The organism is Microbacterium sp. NPDC019599, assembly GCF_040632175.1.
Classification (GTDB): Bacteria; Actinomycetota; Actinomycetes; order Actinomycetales; family Microbacteriaceae; genus Microbacterium.
Genome location: NZ_JBEYBL010000002.1, coordinates 97946 through 112477, shown reverse-complemented (window position 1 = coordinate 112477; position 14532 = coordinate 97946). Strand labels below are relative to the sequence as shown.

The 14532-nt window shown below is 67.5% G+C and carries 15 protein-coding genes and 1 pseudogene; 5 read left to right on the top strand and 11 right to left on the bottom strand.

Annotation, left to right across the window (positions count from 1 at the left end; translation table 11 throughout):
* Nucleotides 1–13: 13 nt before the first annotated feature.
* The 11 genes and pseudogenes from ABZ477_RS03995 to ABZ477_RS03945 form a co-directional block, all read right to left on the bottom strand.
* The gene (locus ABZ477_RS03995; protein ID WP_360128234.1) at nt 14–283 is read right to left on the bottom strand and encodes a DUF6112 family protein; all 270 of its coding nucleotides are present in this window, start codon (nt 281–283) and stop codon (nt 14–16) included.
* A 72-nt stretch (nt 284–355) separates the two neighbouring features.
* Entirely contained in the window at nt 356–622 is a 267-nt protein-coding gene (locus tag ABZ477_RS03990) for a DUF6112 family protein (protein WP_360129793.1), read from the bottom strand.
* A gap of 2 nt (nt 623–624) precedes the next feature.
* Nucleotides 625–1785, bottom strand: coding sequence for a M23 family metallopeptidase (locus ABZ477_RS03985; protein WP_360128231.1), 1161 nt, complete (start codon nt 1783–1785; stop codon nt 625–627).
* A 4-nt stretch (nt 1786–1789) separates the two neighbouring features.
* Nucleotides 1790–2443 (bottom strand): hypothetical protein, encoded by a 654-nt coding sequence (locus tag ABZ477_RS03980; protein ID WP_360128228.1) that lies wholly within the window; start codon nt 2441–2443, stop codon nt 1790–1792.
* Between the two features lie 68 nt (nt 2444–2511).
* Complete coding sequence (locus ABZ477_RS03975; RefSeq protein WP_360129850.1) at nt 2512–3312, bottom strand: hypothetical protein; 801 nt, start codon at nt 3310–3312, stop codon at nt 2512–2514.
* Nucleotides 3313–3321: 9 nt separating this feature from the next.
* Nucleotides 3322–3567: pseudogene (locus tag ABZ477_RS03970) on the bottom strand (ParB N-terminal domain-containing protein); the annotation flags it as partial.
* Nucleotides 3564–4463, bottom strand: a complete 900-nt coding sequence (locus ABZ477_RS03965) for a hypothetical protein (RefSeq protein ID WP_360128225.1) — start codon at nt 4461–4463, stop codon at nt 3564–3566. The pseudogene ABZ477_RS03970 and the gene ABZ477_RS03965, both read right to left, overlap by 4 nt.
* Before the next feature lie 6 nt (nt 4464–4469).
* Complete coding sequence (locus ABZ477_RS03960) at nt 4470–4847, bottom strand: hypothetical protein (protein ID WP_360128222.1); 378 nt, start codon at nt 4845–4847, stop codon at nt 4470–4472.
* 3 nt (nt 4848–4850) lie between these two features.
* Nucleotides 4851–5495: a DUF2637 domain-containing protein gene (locus tag ABZ477_RS03955; protein ID WP_360128219.1), complete on the bottom strand. Its 645-nt coding sequence runs from the start codon at nt 5493–5495 to the stop codon at nt 4851–4853.
* 29 nt (nt 5496–5524) lie between these two features.
* Entirely contained in the window at nt 5525–6415 is an 891-nt protein-coding gene (locus ABZ477_RS03950) for a bifunctional DNA primase/polymerase (RefSeq protein ID WP_360128216.1), read from the bottom strand.
* The gene (locus ABZ477_RS03945) at nt 6412–7542 is read right to left on the bottom strand and encodes an ArdC family protein (protein WP_360128213.1); all 1131 of its coding nucleotides are present in this window, start codon (nt 7540–7542) and stop codon (nt 6412–6414) included. The genes ABZ477_RS03950 and ABZ477_RS03945 overlap by 4 nt, the downstream gene beginning before the upstream one ends.
* 345 nt (nt 7543–7887) lie before the next feature.
* Here ABZ477_RS03945 and ABZ477_RS03940 point away from each other — a divergent pair, with 345 nt between their 5' ends.
* From ABZ477_RS03940 to mobF, 5 genes are all read left to right on the top strand, one after another.
* Nucleotides 7888–8310 (top strand): hypothetical protein, encoded by a 423-nt coding sequence (locus tag ABZ477_RS03940; protein WP_360128210.1) that lies wholly within the window; start codon nt 7888–7890, stop codon nt 8308–8310.
* Nucleotides 8311–8372: 62 nt separating this feature from the next.
* Complete coding sequence (locus ABZ477_RS03935) at nt 8373–8837, top strand: hypothetical protein (RefSeq protein WP_360128207.1); 465 nt, start codon at nt 8373–8375, stop codon at nt 8835–8837.
* On the top strand, nt 8834–9799 hold the full coding sequence (locus ABZ477_RS03930) for a DUF6545 domain-containing protein (RefSeq protein ID WP_360128206.1): 966 nt from the start codon (nt 8834–8836) through the stop codon (nt 9797–9799). Before ABZ477_RS03935 ends, ABZ477_RS03930 begins: the two co-directional genes overlap by 4 nt.
* 48 nt (nt 9800–9847) lie before the next feature.
* Nucleotides 9848–10978, top strand: a complete 1131-nt coding sequence (locus tag ABZ477_RS03925; RefSeq protein ID WP_360128204.1) for an alpha/beta fold hydrolase — start codon at nt 9848–9850, stop codon at nt 10976–10978.
* Between the two features lie 120 nt (nt 10979–11098).
* The gene (gene mobF / locus ABZ477_RS03920) at nt 11099–14521 is read left to right on the top strand and encodes a MobF family relaxase (protein WP_360128201.1); all 3423 of its coding nucleotides are present in this window, start codon (nt 11099–11101) and stop codon (nt 14519–14521) included.
* Nucleotides 14522–14532 lie beyond the last annotated feature (11 nt).

The following is a 14532-nucleotide window of genomic DNA, read 5'->3' as shown; positions in this document are numbered from 1 at the left end:
TTCGAGCGGCCGATCAGACCGTCTGGCCGACGCCCCAGAAGAAGTTGATCAGGGTTACTGCGGCGCCGCAGATGATCGCCGCACCGCAAGAGACCATCACGCCGAGCTTGCCGCGCGAGGCGAGGTGGGGGTTCGACGAGTTGGCGCCGAAACCCCACACGATCGCCGAGACGATCAGAGCGAGAACGCTCAGGATCAGGCCGATCGTCATGACCGCGCCGACGATGACGCGCAGCTGCTCGATGCCGGGAAGGCCCGTGGCGTTCGGGTCGATGTCGATCACGGCGTGCTCCTCGCTCGACGATGGGGTGTCGAAGGAGAGGAGCACCCGGGCTCCCTGCCGGGCCGGACCGACCTACAGATCCGCCCCGACGCCGAGCAGGAAGTTCACCAACGCGACGCCAGCGCCCGCGAACAGGGCCGTGCCGCAGGCCATCCAGACACCGAGCCGCGCCCGAGCCGCGGTTTGATAGTGCCCATTCCCCGCCGCCAACGCCCACGTCACAGCACAGACGATCAGCATGAGCACTGAAGTGATGAGCGCGATCATCATCAACGCGCCCACAACCTCGCGAAGCTGGTTGGCACCGCCGACAGCGCCGAAGTCAGGGAAGACGCCCATGCTCATGATCCGGTCGCGACGCAGCCCGCTGGCACGAGCGCCCCGTTCTCGAGGCCTTCAGCGCCGGTCTCGGCGAGCCAGTCGATGGCGTTCACCGGTGGATGTCCCGACCCGCCGGGGTGGATCTCGAGGTGGAGGTGGGTCCCTGACGAGCGACCGGAAGATCCGACATCGCCGATGTGTTGGCCTGCCGTGACGGTGCTGCCCGCGACGACGTGGATGCCGGCATCCCACATGTGCGCGTAGTGGGAGGCGACCGGTTCTCCGTCGACGGTGTGCTCGATGATGATGAGGTTGCCGAATCCACCGCGGCGGCCCGCGAAGGTGACGACGCCGTCGGCGATGGCGAGGATCGGGGTTCCGCCGTCGGCGGCGAGGTCGCTGCCCTCGTGGAAGGTCCGTCTGCCGGTGAACGGGTCCGTGCGCCACCCGTAGCTCGAGGTATCGGTGTAAGTCCCCGCAGGAAGCGGGAAGACGACCCGCGTCGTCTCGGGAACGCGGACGCTACCGACGGTAGCGCCGGGGGGCCCCGCAGTGAGTGCATCAAGGATCGCCTCGGCCACGGGCTGGTAGTTCTGGTACCGATCGGGGTACGCGCTCACTTCCACGGACTGCGCGGCGACGCCTGGGTCGAGCGATTGCCAGCCGGCGATGTCGAGGAGCCCGCGTGGTGAGCCGCCGTTGGGTCCGGACGGGCCGCCGTAGAACGCGTGGGTCTGATACGTCGCGTCCATCAGCTCGGAGACGGCGCCCCACCCGGCTGCGGGCCGCATCTGGAAGAGCCCGAGCGAGTCGTGGTCGGACCCATCTCCGTCGTTCGGAAAGGTCGTCGACTCAGGGTACGCGTTCGAGTTCGACAGCATCCGGAGCGTGGACTCGGTGAGGGCGGCCATCAGCGCGACGACGACTCCTGGTCGACCGACACCGAGCGTCTGCCCGCCGACGGTGATGATCGTGGCGGCATGCGTCAGCTGCTGCCGGTTGAGGGTGACACTGTCGCCATCGCGCGTTCGGGCGGTCAGCGACTCGGGGATCGGGCCTACGATCAGGTTGCTGATCGAGCACGACACCACTGCGGGGCTGAGGAGTGTCGCGACAGTAATGAGACCGACCGACGGGAAAGCGAGGACGAGGACGAGAAGGATGCTGAGGAGCTTCGCCATCGCGTCACTCGAGCGGCTCGTTCAGGCGCGACAGCCGCAGCAGCCGGCAGTCCTGGCTGCGCGGGCAGGCGATGAACACCGTGAACGTCACAGCGCTGGACGTCGCGATCGGCTCGTCATCCCACATCCCGTCACGATGCCGCTGGCCGCTGATGGTGTACGCGACAGCGCCGGGTGGGAGTTGACCGGGCGCAGCCTGCGCCAAGGCGGTCGTCCACGCGTCCGGAACGTAGGCGGAGTCGATTGCGAGCCGCTGGCGGGTTCCGTAGACCTTGAGCTGCTCCCATTGCTCGATGGAGGGCACGTACCCGCGGATGTCGGAGGCGAGCCCTGCGGCCTCCTCGGGGTCTGCGACGTCCATGAGGATCTGCGCCCACTCGGATGGTCCCGCTGGGCTGCGGGTGTCCCAGCGGAACACGGTCATCGCTGCGGCGCGAGCGAACGTCTCCGAGTCGGTCCCCGCTGACACAGGCCGCGGCTGGGCGATAGGCGGCGCCCCGGATGCCACTGACGAGGCCGCGGCCGGTGCCGCCTGGGGCTGCACGGATGCTGGTCCGAGGATGAGACCGTAGACGCCGATCGTGATCAGGAGGGCGAGGATGCTGGCACCTGCCATCACCGTCGCGATGAGCATCCGGCGTCGGCGTTGCGCATGCATGAGAGGTATCCCGTCGAGTCGCGGTAGGAGTCGACGAAGAGGTGCGCGCAGCCTGCCGCAGTCAGTGGTCAGCTGGCGCGCTGCGAGGTCGATGCGCTGTCGTCCCGCATCTCGCGGACGCGATCAGCGAAGCGAAGGCTGCCTTCGAGCGTTGCCTCGAAGCGGCGCCACTGGTCGTCGGTGAGGCCTGCCGCGAGGACGGACGGGTCGAACCGCTCCCACCACTCGGCGAGGTCATCCCATGTGTAGACGAACCGCTTGAGCTCGGCGGCCGCGGCGTTCGGCCGCGGGCTCTTCGGGGCGTCGACCGTCTTGGACCGGCTCAGCGCCCTCGCAGCGAACTGCTTCGGGTCTTCGCCCCATGAGGGCGCCACGCCGACCCGGATTCGTGCTGCCGCCTCGTCTGCGGCGCCTCGAGCCTCATCGGTCTCAATGGCGGAGTGCGCGACGGAGTCGAGTTCCGCGAGGACCTGGTCTTCGCTTACCTGGCGAAAGGCGGGGAGCACCGGAGCGCCGTTCTCCACAGCCTCGAGCCCCTCTTGCGCCCGCCGGCGAACCTCGGCGGGCAGCGCCTCGTCCGCTGCGATGTCCTGCAAGCGCCCGATGCGTTCGAGAGTCGTGAACGCGCGTCGCCCGGTGACCAGCAAGGCGGCCTGAGTTCGAGTATCTCCGTCGTTCCGCTTCGACGGTGCCGTTAGCGTAACGGCACCGTCTCTCTCGCCGAGGTCGGCGGCTGCGCCGAAGCGGGACGCGATCTGGCGGCGCGCCGCATCCTCTGCCAGGAGCGTCTTGCACTCGCGATACAGCGCGGCTCCCTCGGTCGGCGACAGCGGCTTGTGTTGTGCATTCTCGTCCTGCTCGGCGAGCACCTGCGTGAGCCGATCGGAGATCCCGGCGCGCACCCAGACGCTGACCTTGCGGACCCCGAGCTGCCGAAGTGCGGCGAGTCGGCGGGCGCCGCAGACGAGGACCCCCTCGGGGGTGACCGTGATGGGCTGCAACAACCCTTGCTGCTCGATCGATTCGGCCAGGGCGTCGATGTCTCCGAGGTCGACCCGGTGCCTCGATCCGACGCGGATGGAGTCGACGGACCGCTCGAGCTCGATGTGCCCTTGCTGCTTCATGGTCGTCGGCAGGGCACAGCCTGAAGAAGGTCGGCGAGCAGGCGGTCGTCGTGGAGCAGCGACTCCAGTGACTCGCCGATGAGAAGACGGAGAAGGATGCCGCGACCTGCCGCAGTGTGTTCCTGCGCGGGATCGGGGCAGCCGAGCAGTGCCCGAAGCATCGCGCGCCACGCCGTCTGGGGGACGTCCAGCAGCGCGCGAGCCGCGTGGTCGCGGCGGAGCTGCTCGAAGGCGGCCGGTCGCGAGGTCGCGTCCGCGAGGCGCGCGCAGACGTACTCGACACCGGAACGGGCTGTGTCGGCGGGCCACCCCACCAGCGCGAACAGCGCGCTGGCGTCCTCCATCGCGGATTGGACACCGTCAGACTGCTCGAGCACATCGTATTGCGGCGACTGAACCCGGAAGGCCGGGTGATAGTCCGCCAGCGGGTTGTCGCGGTCGCTAAAGCGCTCCGCGTCGTGGAAGACCGAGTAGCGAGGCCGTCGCGCCTGATGAACCGAGCACAGCAGCCCGTGTGCTCGCTCCTCAGCGATGCACGTGACCTGCACGGCGCGCGTCACGATGGCCCAGGGATCCTCGGCGCGGCGGGTTGAGGGGGCGCGCATGGCATCGAACGCGGCGGCGGCTGCCTCCCACGGATCCAGACCGTGCTTTCGAGCGAGCGCGGCATATCGAGATGCGGCGTAGCTCATGAGGTCCGCGACCTCACGGTCCGATCGCCATGTCGCGGCGTCGTCGCTGCTCATGCGATCGAGGATGGCTCGGAGCCCTTCGGGGTCCTTGAACGTTGTGATCTTGGCCTGGCCTGTTTGCTGCATCGCGGCACCTCCTTGAGGGAAGGTGCGCACGGCGTTCTCGGCGATCGCCTCGGTGGACGAGTTCTGGTTGGAGGACATTCGTGATCAGCTCCGTCCGAGCGTGTCGCGGGTGGTGCGGGAGCGGCGGCGACCGAACGCGTTGAGCGGTGGCAGTGCTGCGCTGCGGTTCCGAATGGCCTGACGCGTGACCTCGATCGGGTGGTGTAGCCGTCGGGAGAGTTCGGCTTCGATGTCGATGCCGCGCCCGGCGATGCGTCCGGTTCCGGCGCTGAGCAGATCCGACATGCGCACCCATGTGACTCGATGCGCCGGGCGGAGGTTCTCGCGAAGTCGGTGTTCTGTTGCAGCACGATCAAACCGGCTCAGGTGTGGGTGATCCTCCTCGGTGAGCATCTCGAGGGCCTGACTCTCGGTCAGCGGCTTGAGGGTCCCGTCTTCGAAGCTGTTGCGTGTCGCGTTCAACGCTCAACTCCTCTCGGTGAGTTCGTTCTGTGGTCCGGCCGCGGTCACGCGGTCCTGCAGCCATCGGCCGACTGTCGACGGGTGTACGCCGAGGCGGTGGGCGATCGCTCGGTTGGACCATCCGGACGCGCGAAGCTCTGCGGCGTCATTGGGGCCGGCCTTGTTCAGGGCGGCGGATTCCTCGCCTGCAATGACGCCGAGCTCGAGTGCTTCGTCGACGGATACGGCCGACACGTTCTCGGCTTCGGCCGCTGTCTCGAGCGAGGCGGACCGTGCGGCGTGACGCGTGAGCACAGACGTGAGGTGGGTGATGGCAAGCAACACCAGGGGTGGAACTGCCGCCACGGCGGCCGCCACAACGAGCGGCACATCGGATGTGGTGGTCACGACCGCATGCAAGGCGTTTCCGGTAACGGAGATCAGTGCGCCCGCGAAGAGCAGCATCCACGGATACCAGACGCCCCGAGTCCCGGACAGCACGACGACCGCGACTGTCGCCACGACGATGATCCCGTCGACGATCAGCGGCCAGGCCCACGCCTGGTCGGCGCCGAGTCCGGAGCGTCGCGCGAGGTCGCTGAGCGACGTGAACGACAGCCAGAACGCCCCAGCCGCGATGAAGACCGTGCCGGCGACAGCGGTCAGCATGGCGAGCCGGATACCGCCTCCCGCCGGCCTCACGGGAAGCTCCGCGTCGGAGGGGACAGCTGACGCCGAAGCGGAGCATTTCCCGCGGCTGTCATGGCGCTGGTCGGTCGGCCGGCGTGGGTGTGGCGGTACGCGGAAGAGACCGTGCGCTCGATCTCGCCAGCATCCAGACCGATTCGACTGGCGGCGGGTCCGAGCACTTCGACGATCGCGTCGGCGATGACGCCCGCCTCGCTGAGCCGACACGCGGCCCAGAAGAGCCCGTGATTGCGTTCGCCCTCGCGTAGCCGACCGACCCATTGCGAGAGCACTTCGGCGCTGACGCCTTCTCGGTGCGCACCTCCGCGTGAAGTGGGGCGTGGATCCACGAAGTCGCGAAGCGCACCGGCATTGACCGGTCTGCTCGGTGCCGATGAGAGTGAGTACGGGCTGTACGCCTTCATTCCGTTTGCTGCGAAGGCGACGGAGGGCGGCACGATGACGTACCCGCCATCCCCCCGGAAGTCGATGTGCGAGCGGGCAGCCTGCCAGCATCGCTGAGGACTCGCCGCCGCCGGGAAGTAGACATGCAGGCCGCCCGAGGGGGTTCGGACGCGTGCGAGTTCGCCCTCGAGCAGACCTTCCTCAAGCGCTCGCTGCAACATAGGAAACCCGGTCCCGTCGGCCTTGACGTCGACGTCGACGACATCGATCCCCGAGGGGCCGCCGGTCGGCATCCCGATGTTCGCGCGAGGGGATCGGCTCCACCACGCTGTGATTCGGTCGATGTCCGTTGTTGCGTCGAGAAACCCGGCCCCCGTCAGGGGTCGCTTTCCGCCTGGCTCGCAGGGGAAGATCGGCACTCCTTCGGCGGCGAACCGCGCAGCGGCTTCGCGAGTGCTTGAGCGTCCGACGCGCAGCAAGACCTCGGCAATGTTCACGAGATGCTCCGCGCCGGAGTGGGCTCGGTACTGCGTGGGGGAGTGGAGGACGTGGGCGGGCGGAGCTGTTCGCGCGCAGGGCCAGGGCGGTCGAGGCGGGGAGGGTTGCCCGCGCCGATCTGTTCGGTGGGTAGCGCATCGAGGATGGTGACCGCCGTGCGCCGTACCCGCTCACCGGTCTGCTGCACGACGGTGACAGCATCCGTTTCTGGAACGGCGGCGGCCCATCCGGCGACGTAGGGGATCGTGTAGTCCTGCGTGTCCATCCCGTGAGCGGCGGCGACCATGAGGGCTACCGACTCGGCCTCGACCTCTCCGATGCCGCGGTGCGCGAGTGCTTCGTGCTCTGGGCCGTGCAGTCGAATGTGGGCGAGCTCGTGAGCGAGGGTCTTCGTTCGGGCGGCGGCATCCATGTCGTCTCGGATCGCGACGTGTCGCCTCGAGAAGTCGGTCTGTCCGTTGGCGCCGTCCAGTGCGGCGGCATCTGCGACCATCGACAGGCTGAAGCCTTCGTCTTCGATGAGGGTGGCGAGCCCCACCCATACCCCGGCGGGCGCCTCGCCTCGCAGGAGTTGAGGTCGCGGGAGTTCAGCGACCGGCGGGCCGGTCGTCTGCGCGATGTCCCAGACGTATGCGGGCCGCGCGCCGGTGATCCCGGGACGGACGGCTTCGCCGGGGCGAGGGCGTTCACGCGGTGCGAGGCGGCGCCACGACGAGGCATCCAGGGGAGTGGTCGTCGCGAACCGCGCGGTCCGCGGGGCGAAGATCATGTAGCCGTGCTGGCCGGCCACGACGTGCCGACCGAGCTCTTCCCATTGCCGGAAGCCGGCCACGAACGTCGGCATGGGCTCGGTGACGGTGCCGGCCTCGAACGCGGCCGTGTGCTGCGCCCAGATGAGCAGCGTGTTGTTGAACGAGCGCGAGCGGAAGTGGGCTGCGAACTCGATCGCCCGCTTCCAATCGTCGCTTCCGATCAGCGCCTCGACAGAGCGGACGAGTCGTTCGTGCAGCTCGTTCAGCTTCGATTCCGAGTCGGGCCTTGTCATCTGGTCGGACACGACGTTCACCTCTCCTGAGTGGCGGCGCGCGATGTTGAGGCGCGCGTCCATGACACTGAGGTGCTCCATCGGGAGCAGATGAGGCACTTCGCGAGACCGCACCGCGTTGAGCGGGGTCATCTGAAGGCGGAGTGCGAGCTCAGAGCGCCCGGAGATCTATGGCTCCGGGCGGCGGTTGTCGGGGCAAAGGCTACGAGCTGCCGCAGTCCTACGTGGCTTAGTTCGTCTGTGGATTACCTCCATTGAGCATGCTCAAATGCTCGCTGACTCTGGTTTAGCATCACATTTGAGCATGCGCAACCATTGATTTGAGCATGACCAAGGGGTACGTTGAGCATGCCCAAGCGATGGGCGCGATACCTAGTCGAGCGACGATGCCTTGCCTTGCCCGAGGGCGAAGGGTGGTCCAGCGGAATGACGGACGACGACAACCAGTCAGCAGCGCAGGATCTGGCCAAACGGCTCAGGCTCCTGCTCGATGTCTCGATCGTAGAGTCAGGCGCCGAGCCGACTTACGGCCAGATCGCGGCATTCCTGGAGTCCCGTGGGGCAAGCCTGTCCCGCTCCCGGTGGACATATATGGTCAACGGGCACCGCTACGTCAGAGACCCGGTGATCGTCGACGGGCTCGCGGCCTTCTTCGACGTCGACGTGCAGTTCCTACTTGGGGACGAGGGTGCGCCCACCCCCGAAAAGGTCAATGCTCAGCTGGACCTCATCCGCTCGATGCGAGCGGCGCGCGTCAAGTCGTACGCTGCGCGAACGTTGGGGGATGTCTCTCCCAAAGCACTTCGAGCGATCAGCAAGTTCCTGGATGAGGACATGAAACAAACCTGAGCAGTGCGCACCGGTCCTCGCCGACCCGCCCGTGCGCGTGCTCCCGGAAGGGAGTGGGACACGTGAACATCGAACAGACCGTGTCGATGGCTGTGGAGGACCTCGCGCTCGGCAGCGCCTTCACCTTCGACGAACTCGTCGCCGTTCTTCAGCGGCGTCGCGGCAAATCACTTCGCATCGTAGAACTCTCCGATCTCGGACAATACGACGGAGTATGCGCGATCTTGTTCATGTACGACTCCGAGGATCTCGTGCTTCATGCACAAACCGATTCAGTTCTCCACCGGCAGCAGTTCGTCCTCCATGAGTTCGCGCACATGATCCTCGACCATGGCGATGATGACGACTGCTTGTACGATGACGTCCTCCTTCCCGACATTCCGCCGAGCCTGCGCCGCCGTGTCCTTGCCAGGCAGGATCTCGACTGCGAGATCGAAGTGGCTGCGGAGTCGCTCGCCGACCGCCTTGCTGCCGCAATCAGGGGATCAGCGTTCGCGGAGTCTCGGTATCTGGAGATCTTCGGATGATCCAGGCGATCATCGCGGTGCTGATGTGGATGCTTGTCATCTGCCTGCTGGTCCTGCGTCGGCGGCGGACGGAACGCAGTATCACCTACGCCGCCATCACGATCGCTGTCGCTATGACGCTCAGCGTCGATGTCGTCTACTCGTCGGTGGATGCGGTCCTCGGCGCCACGAACATCGGAACTCTGATCGCTGACGCTGCCTTGATGGTCGGCGTCTTCTTCCTCGGCCGCGGAATCATGAAGGCGGCCGATTACCGCCCACTCCTGGTTCGCATCGCGCTGGGCCCGATCGCGCTCGTCGTTGCGCTCGCGGGCCTCGTGACAGCCTTCCTGCTGATCGACACCGGTTCGACAACCACGAACTTCATGCTCGACCTTGGCGATCAGCCTGCCGCGGCCGCGTACTCGATCATCCAGTTCACCTACTACGGCGTCGTCGTCGCGGCCATGGCGACGGTCGCGATCCGACAATTCCGCCTGCGCTCCGGCATTCAGAGGATCCCTGCGGGTTCGCTGATCATCGGCGCCGTGCTCGGCGTCGCGCTCAGCATCGTCGTGATCGTCATGGACGTTGCACACCTCACGGGCAATCTGGACGCCATGGCGGCGGTAGGCACTTTGTACGGACCGCTGTTCCTCTTGACGTTTGTCTTCCTCTGCATCGGCCTCGCGGGGCAGCCGACTCTTCGGTACGTGGGGGAGCGCAGGCGGCTCACGCGGACGCAGACCTTCGTGAAGCAGCTCGCTCCGCTGTGGGATGCCGCAACTCGGGTTCGTCCCGGGCTCAGGCAACGGGATGCCACCGCCATTCGGCTCGAGGACCCGGAAGCAGTACTGCATCGCGAGGTCGTCGAGATCCGCGACGCGATTATCGACCCGCGGGTTGAGTTCGATCCGACTATCGAAGACCGTCACTTGCTGGAACGTGCCGAGGCCCATCTGCTTGGCTCGGATGCGCGGTGAGTCGAGCTCGGCGCAGGATCGGGTGGTGATGTGCGCACACTGAGAACGTTGGGCTGGATTCTGGGCGCCGCTGCCGTCGCGAAGCTCGGCCTCGGCGCTCTCATTGCGCGCCGGCTGACAGCGCCGCCCGGCCCGCGATCATTTGACCTCGTGATTCGCGTCGTTGAGAACGAGGACGGCGAGATCGTCGTCGTGCTCGACAGGACTCGGCAGACGCTCGCCCACGGGTTGTACACGCTTCTCTTCGAAGGCGGTGGATGGGCTCAGCTCGCCGAGGAGGCCGTCGAGCGGGGCCGCGATCGGGTCGCGCGGCGCGTGACCGGGCTGTCGACCGGACTCTCGCCGGCGATCGACGATCGCGTTTCGTGGAGCGGGATCTTCTTCGTGACGCCCGCCGACGCCGGTCTCGACGCGGAAGAGGTCCGGATTTCGACGCCCGCCGGTGCCGCGCCCGCGTGGCTTATCAAAGGCGAGAATCCCGAAACCTGGGCAATCCACATCCATGGCATGGGTAGCCCGCGTTCAGGGCCGCTTCGTGGCGCGCGAGTCGCAGCCGACCTCGGCTACACCTCACTCGTCGTGAGTTACCGAAACGACGGCGACGGGCCGTGGGTCGGAAGTCGGGGGTCCACGCTCGGCGCGGCTGAGGCCGACGACGTCGCCGCAGCGGTTCAGTACGCCGTCGACCAAGGCGCACAGCGTGTCGTTCTCTTCGGCTGGTCGATGGGCGCCGCCATCGCACTGCAACTTGCTGCCGATCCACGCCACTCCGCGTACATCCGCGCGCTCGTCCTCGAGTCGCCCGTTCTCGACTGGATCGAGACGGTGAAGGCCAACTGCGTACGCGCCGGCCTTCCTGCCGCCGCCGGACTTCTTGCAGTTCCCTGGCTGGCGCTCGGCCCGCTCGCCCGCACCATTGGGCTGCCCGGGCCGGTTCCGCTTCGAGCGCTCAATGGGATCGCTCGCGCACACGAGCTCGAGACACCGACGCTGATCCTTCACGGCACCCGCGACGACTCGGCGCCTCTCAACCTCGCCCGCACGCTCGCCGGGATCCGCGCCGACGTCGTGCGGCTCGAGCAGTTCGACGCAGGCCACACAATGACTTGGAACTCCGACTCCGAGCGCTGGCAGACCGTCGTCTCCTCCTGGCTTACGGCTCGGCTCCCGAAGGCCTGACGGCCAGGCGGCGACCGCCGACACCTCCATCCTCAAAGCGGCCACGCCTCTTGCAGATCGAGGGCGCGCACCTCCTCCGTGAAGACGGGAGGTGCCGCGGTGACGGTCTCGATGCGGGTCATGAGTGCCGGCGACGGCTACAAGTACCTGCTCCGCACCGTGGCCGCCGGGGACGGAGCCCGCTCGCTCTACACACCGCTTACTCGCTACTACCACGTCGAGGGAACTCCGCCGGGCCGGTGGATGGGTGCCGGCGTCGACTCGATGGGTTCCAGCATCCGTGACGGCGACAGCGTCAGCGAAGCCCAACTGCAGCTGCTGATCGGGATGGGGCGGCACCCGGTCAGCGGCGAACCGCTCGGGCGGGCGTACCCGGAGTATGGCCACGAGGGCGGCTCGCGTCAGCGGGCCGTTGCGGGCTACGACTTCACCTTCTCGATTCCGAAGTCGGCGAGTGCGCTGTGGGCCGTCGCCGACGCGCAGACTCAGGAGCTCATCGCAGATGCGCACCATCGCGCCGTTGCCCACGTCGTTGCGTACATGGAGCGCGAGGTTGCGTTCACGCGCACGGGGGCGACGGCCGGAGACGGCGCGGTTGCGCAGGTGGCCGTGAACGGGCTCATCGCAACAGCCTTCGATCACTTCGACAGTCGTGCGGGCGATCCCCACCTGCATACGCACGTCGTCGTGAGCAACAAGGTGCAGACGGCCCTGGACGGGAAATGGCGCTCGCTGGATGGCCGCCCGTTGCACGCGGCGGTCGTCGCGTTGTCCGAGCTGCACGAGTCGATCTTCAGCGACGAGCTCACGCGAACGCTCGGTGTCGGCTGGGAGGCGCGCGATCGGGGCCGCGATCGCAACACGATGTGGGCGATTGCTGGCGTCCCTCATGAGCTGATTGCCGAGTTCTCGACTCGCGCGCACGCCATCGATGACGAGACGGACCGGCTGATCGCCGACTACGTCACCGCGCACGGCCATCGCCCCGCTCCCGCAACAATCATGAAGTTGCGCGCGCAGGCGACTCTCTCGACACGTCCCGAGAAGCAGTTGCACTCGCTGGCCGAGTTGACGGCCGGATGGCGCGAGCGTGCAACGCGCGTGCTCGAGAGCGATGCAACGACGTGGGCGCACGCGACGGTTGCAACGAGCAAGACGCCGACGCTAATGCGCGCAGCCGACGTCCCACCCGAGCTCTTCGAGACTCTTGGCAACAGTGTGATGGTGGCCGTCGCCGAGAAGCGCACGACTTGGCGCCGCTGGACCCTTATCGCTGAGGCCGCACGCCAGACGATGCCGATGCGGTTTGCGACAGCATCCGATCGCGAAGCCGTAGTCGAACGCGTCGCGGATGCCGCCGAGAACGCATCCCTGCGTCTCTCACCGCCCGAGATCGCGGAGAGCCCGCTCGAGTTCCAGCGCGCCGATGGCTCGTCGGTCTTCCGCGCACGTCGCAGCGCCGTGTTCACGGCGAAGTTGCTCCTCGAGGCCGAGTCCCGGCTGCTGGACCGCACGCGCGATGTGACTGCGCCACGGATCGCGACCCTCCAGACTCGCTCCCGGCGCGAGGGCGTGGCCCTCGGCTCGGATCAGCGGGAAGCACTGGACAACATCGTCAGCTCGGGGCGTGCCGTCGACCTGCTCGTCGGAGCCGCCGGCACGGGCAAGACGACGGCGATGCGAGCTCTGCGCGACGCGTGGGAAGCCGCGTACGGACGAGGGGCCGTCGTCGGACTCGCACCGTCGGCGGGTGCTGCGCACGTGCTCGCTGAAGAGCTCGGCATCCCGACGGAGAACACTGCCAAGTGGTGGACAAACCACCTGATCCACGGCGAGACCTTCGCCCCCGGGCAGCTCGTCATCATCGACGAGGCATCGCTTGCCGGCACGCTGTCGCTGGACCGCATCACCGGTTTGGCGGCGGCTGCTGGCGCCAAGGTCCTGCTCGTCGGCGATCACGCGCAACTGCAGGCGGTAGACGCCGGCGGTGCGTTCGCGCTGCTCGTGCACGATCGGGATGACGTGCCCGAGCTCGTCGACATCCACCGCTTCGTCCACGCCTGGGAGAAGGAAGCGTCGGTGCAATTGCGGGATGGAGACGCCGACGCGATCGACGCCTACGCGGAGCAGGAGCGGGTGCTCGAGGGCGACTCGGACGCGATGATCGACGCCGCCTACGCGAGCTGGCGCCGCGATGTGCAACGCGGCAAGTCCAGCGTCCTCGTTGCGGACTCGAACGACGCCGTTGCCGCACTCAACGTCCGTGCCCGCGCCGAGCGCATCCTCGACGGCGAGATCACGGGACCAGACGAGGTCGCATTGCACGCGGGCAACGCCGCAGCGGTCGGCGACATCGTGCTCACCAGGCGCAACGACCGCACGCTGCGCACCGGGCGAACATGGGTGCGCAACGGCGACAGATGGAGCGTCATCGCACTGCACCGCGACGGCGGGATGCTCGTGCGTCGCGCCGGCCGCAACGGAGGCGCGAACGTGGCACTGCCCGGCGATTACGTCGCTGAGCATGTCGACCTGGGCTACGCGATCACGGCCCACCGCGCGCAGGGCATCACGACGGACACCGCGCACGTTCTCGTGCGATCGGGAATGACACGCGAGAGCCTCTACGTCGCGATGACTCGTGGACGTGAGGCGAACACCGCGTATGTCGCAGTGGACCGACCGGAAGGAGCGCACGCTGGGCCGCATCCTGGCGACCCAATAGATGTGACAGCTCGATCCGTGCTGCGCGGCGTGGTGCAGCATGTCGGCGCGGAACTGTCGGCGCACGAGACTATCGCCGCGGAACAGGATCGCTGGGGATCCATGGCGCAGCTTTCTGCGGAGTACGAGACCATTGCGGCCGCGGCGCAGCGTGACCGCTGGGTGGCACTGATCGAGACCTCTGGTCTGGCCGTTGTCGATCAAGGGGCGGTGATCGACTCTGACGCTTTCGGGCCTCTGACAGCAGGGCTCCGTCGCGCAGAGGCCGATCATCACGATGTGGCGCGGCTTCTGGCCGCTCTCGTGGGGGCACGCGGCTTCGACGGCGCCGACGACATCGCGGCAGTCTTGCTGTCGCGACTCGAGAGGGCGATGGCGCGTGAGGCGCGGAGTGGTTTCGGGCGTATGGCGCCGCGGCTGATTGCAGGTCTCATTCCTGAGGCGCTAGGACCGATGGCGCTCGAGATGCGGCGTGCACTCGATGAGCGCCGGGACCTGATCGAGCAACGGGCCCACGGACTCGCGGCGAAGGCCATCGCGAAGCACGAGTCATGGATGAGCGCGCTCGGCGTCGAGCCCGACGGATCCGCCAGGGCAGCATGGCGCCGCCAGGTGAAAGTCGTCGCCGCGTATCGGGACAGGTATGGGGTCACCGGGCATCGCCCCCTCGGAGACTCTCCGGCGACCAGTGCTCAAGAGCGGGATGCTGTCCGCGCACGCATTGCGATCGAGACGGCGCATCGGCTCTCTCGAGCAGCACAAGACCAGCACAGCGGGCAGCGGGGGAGCGGGCGCCCGTCGGCGGCCCCCGTTCGGTAGTGGCCTTCCCT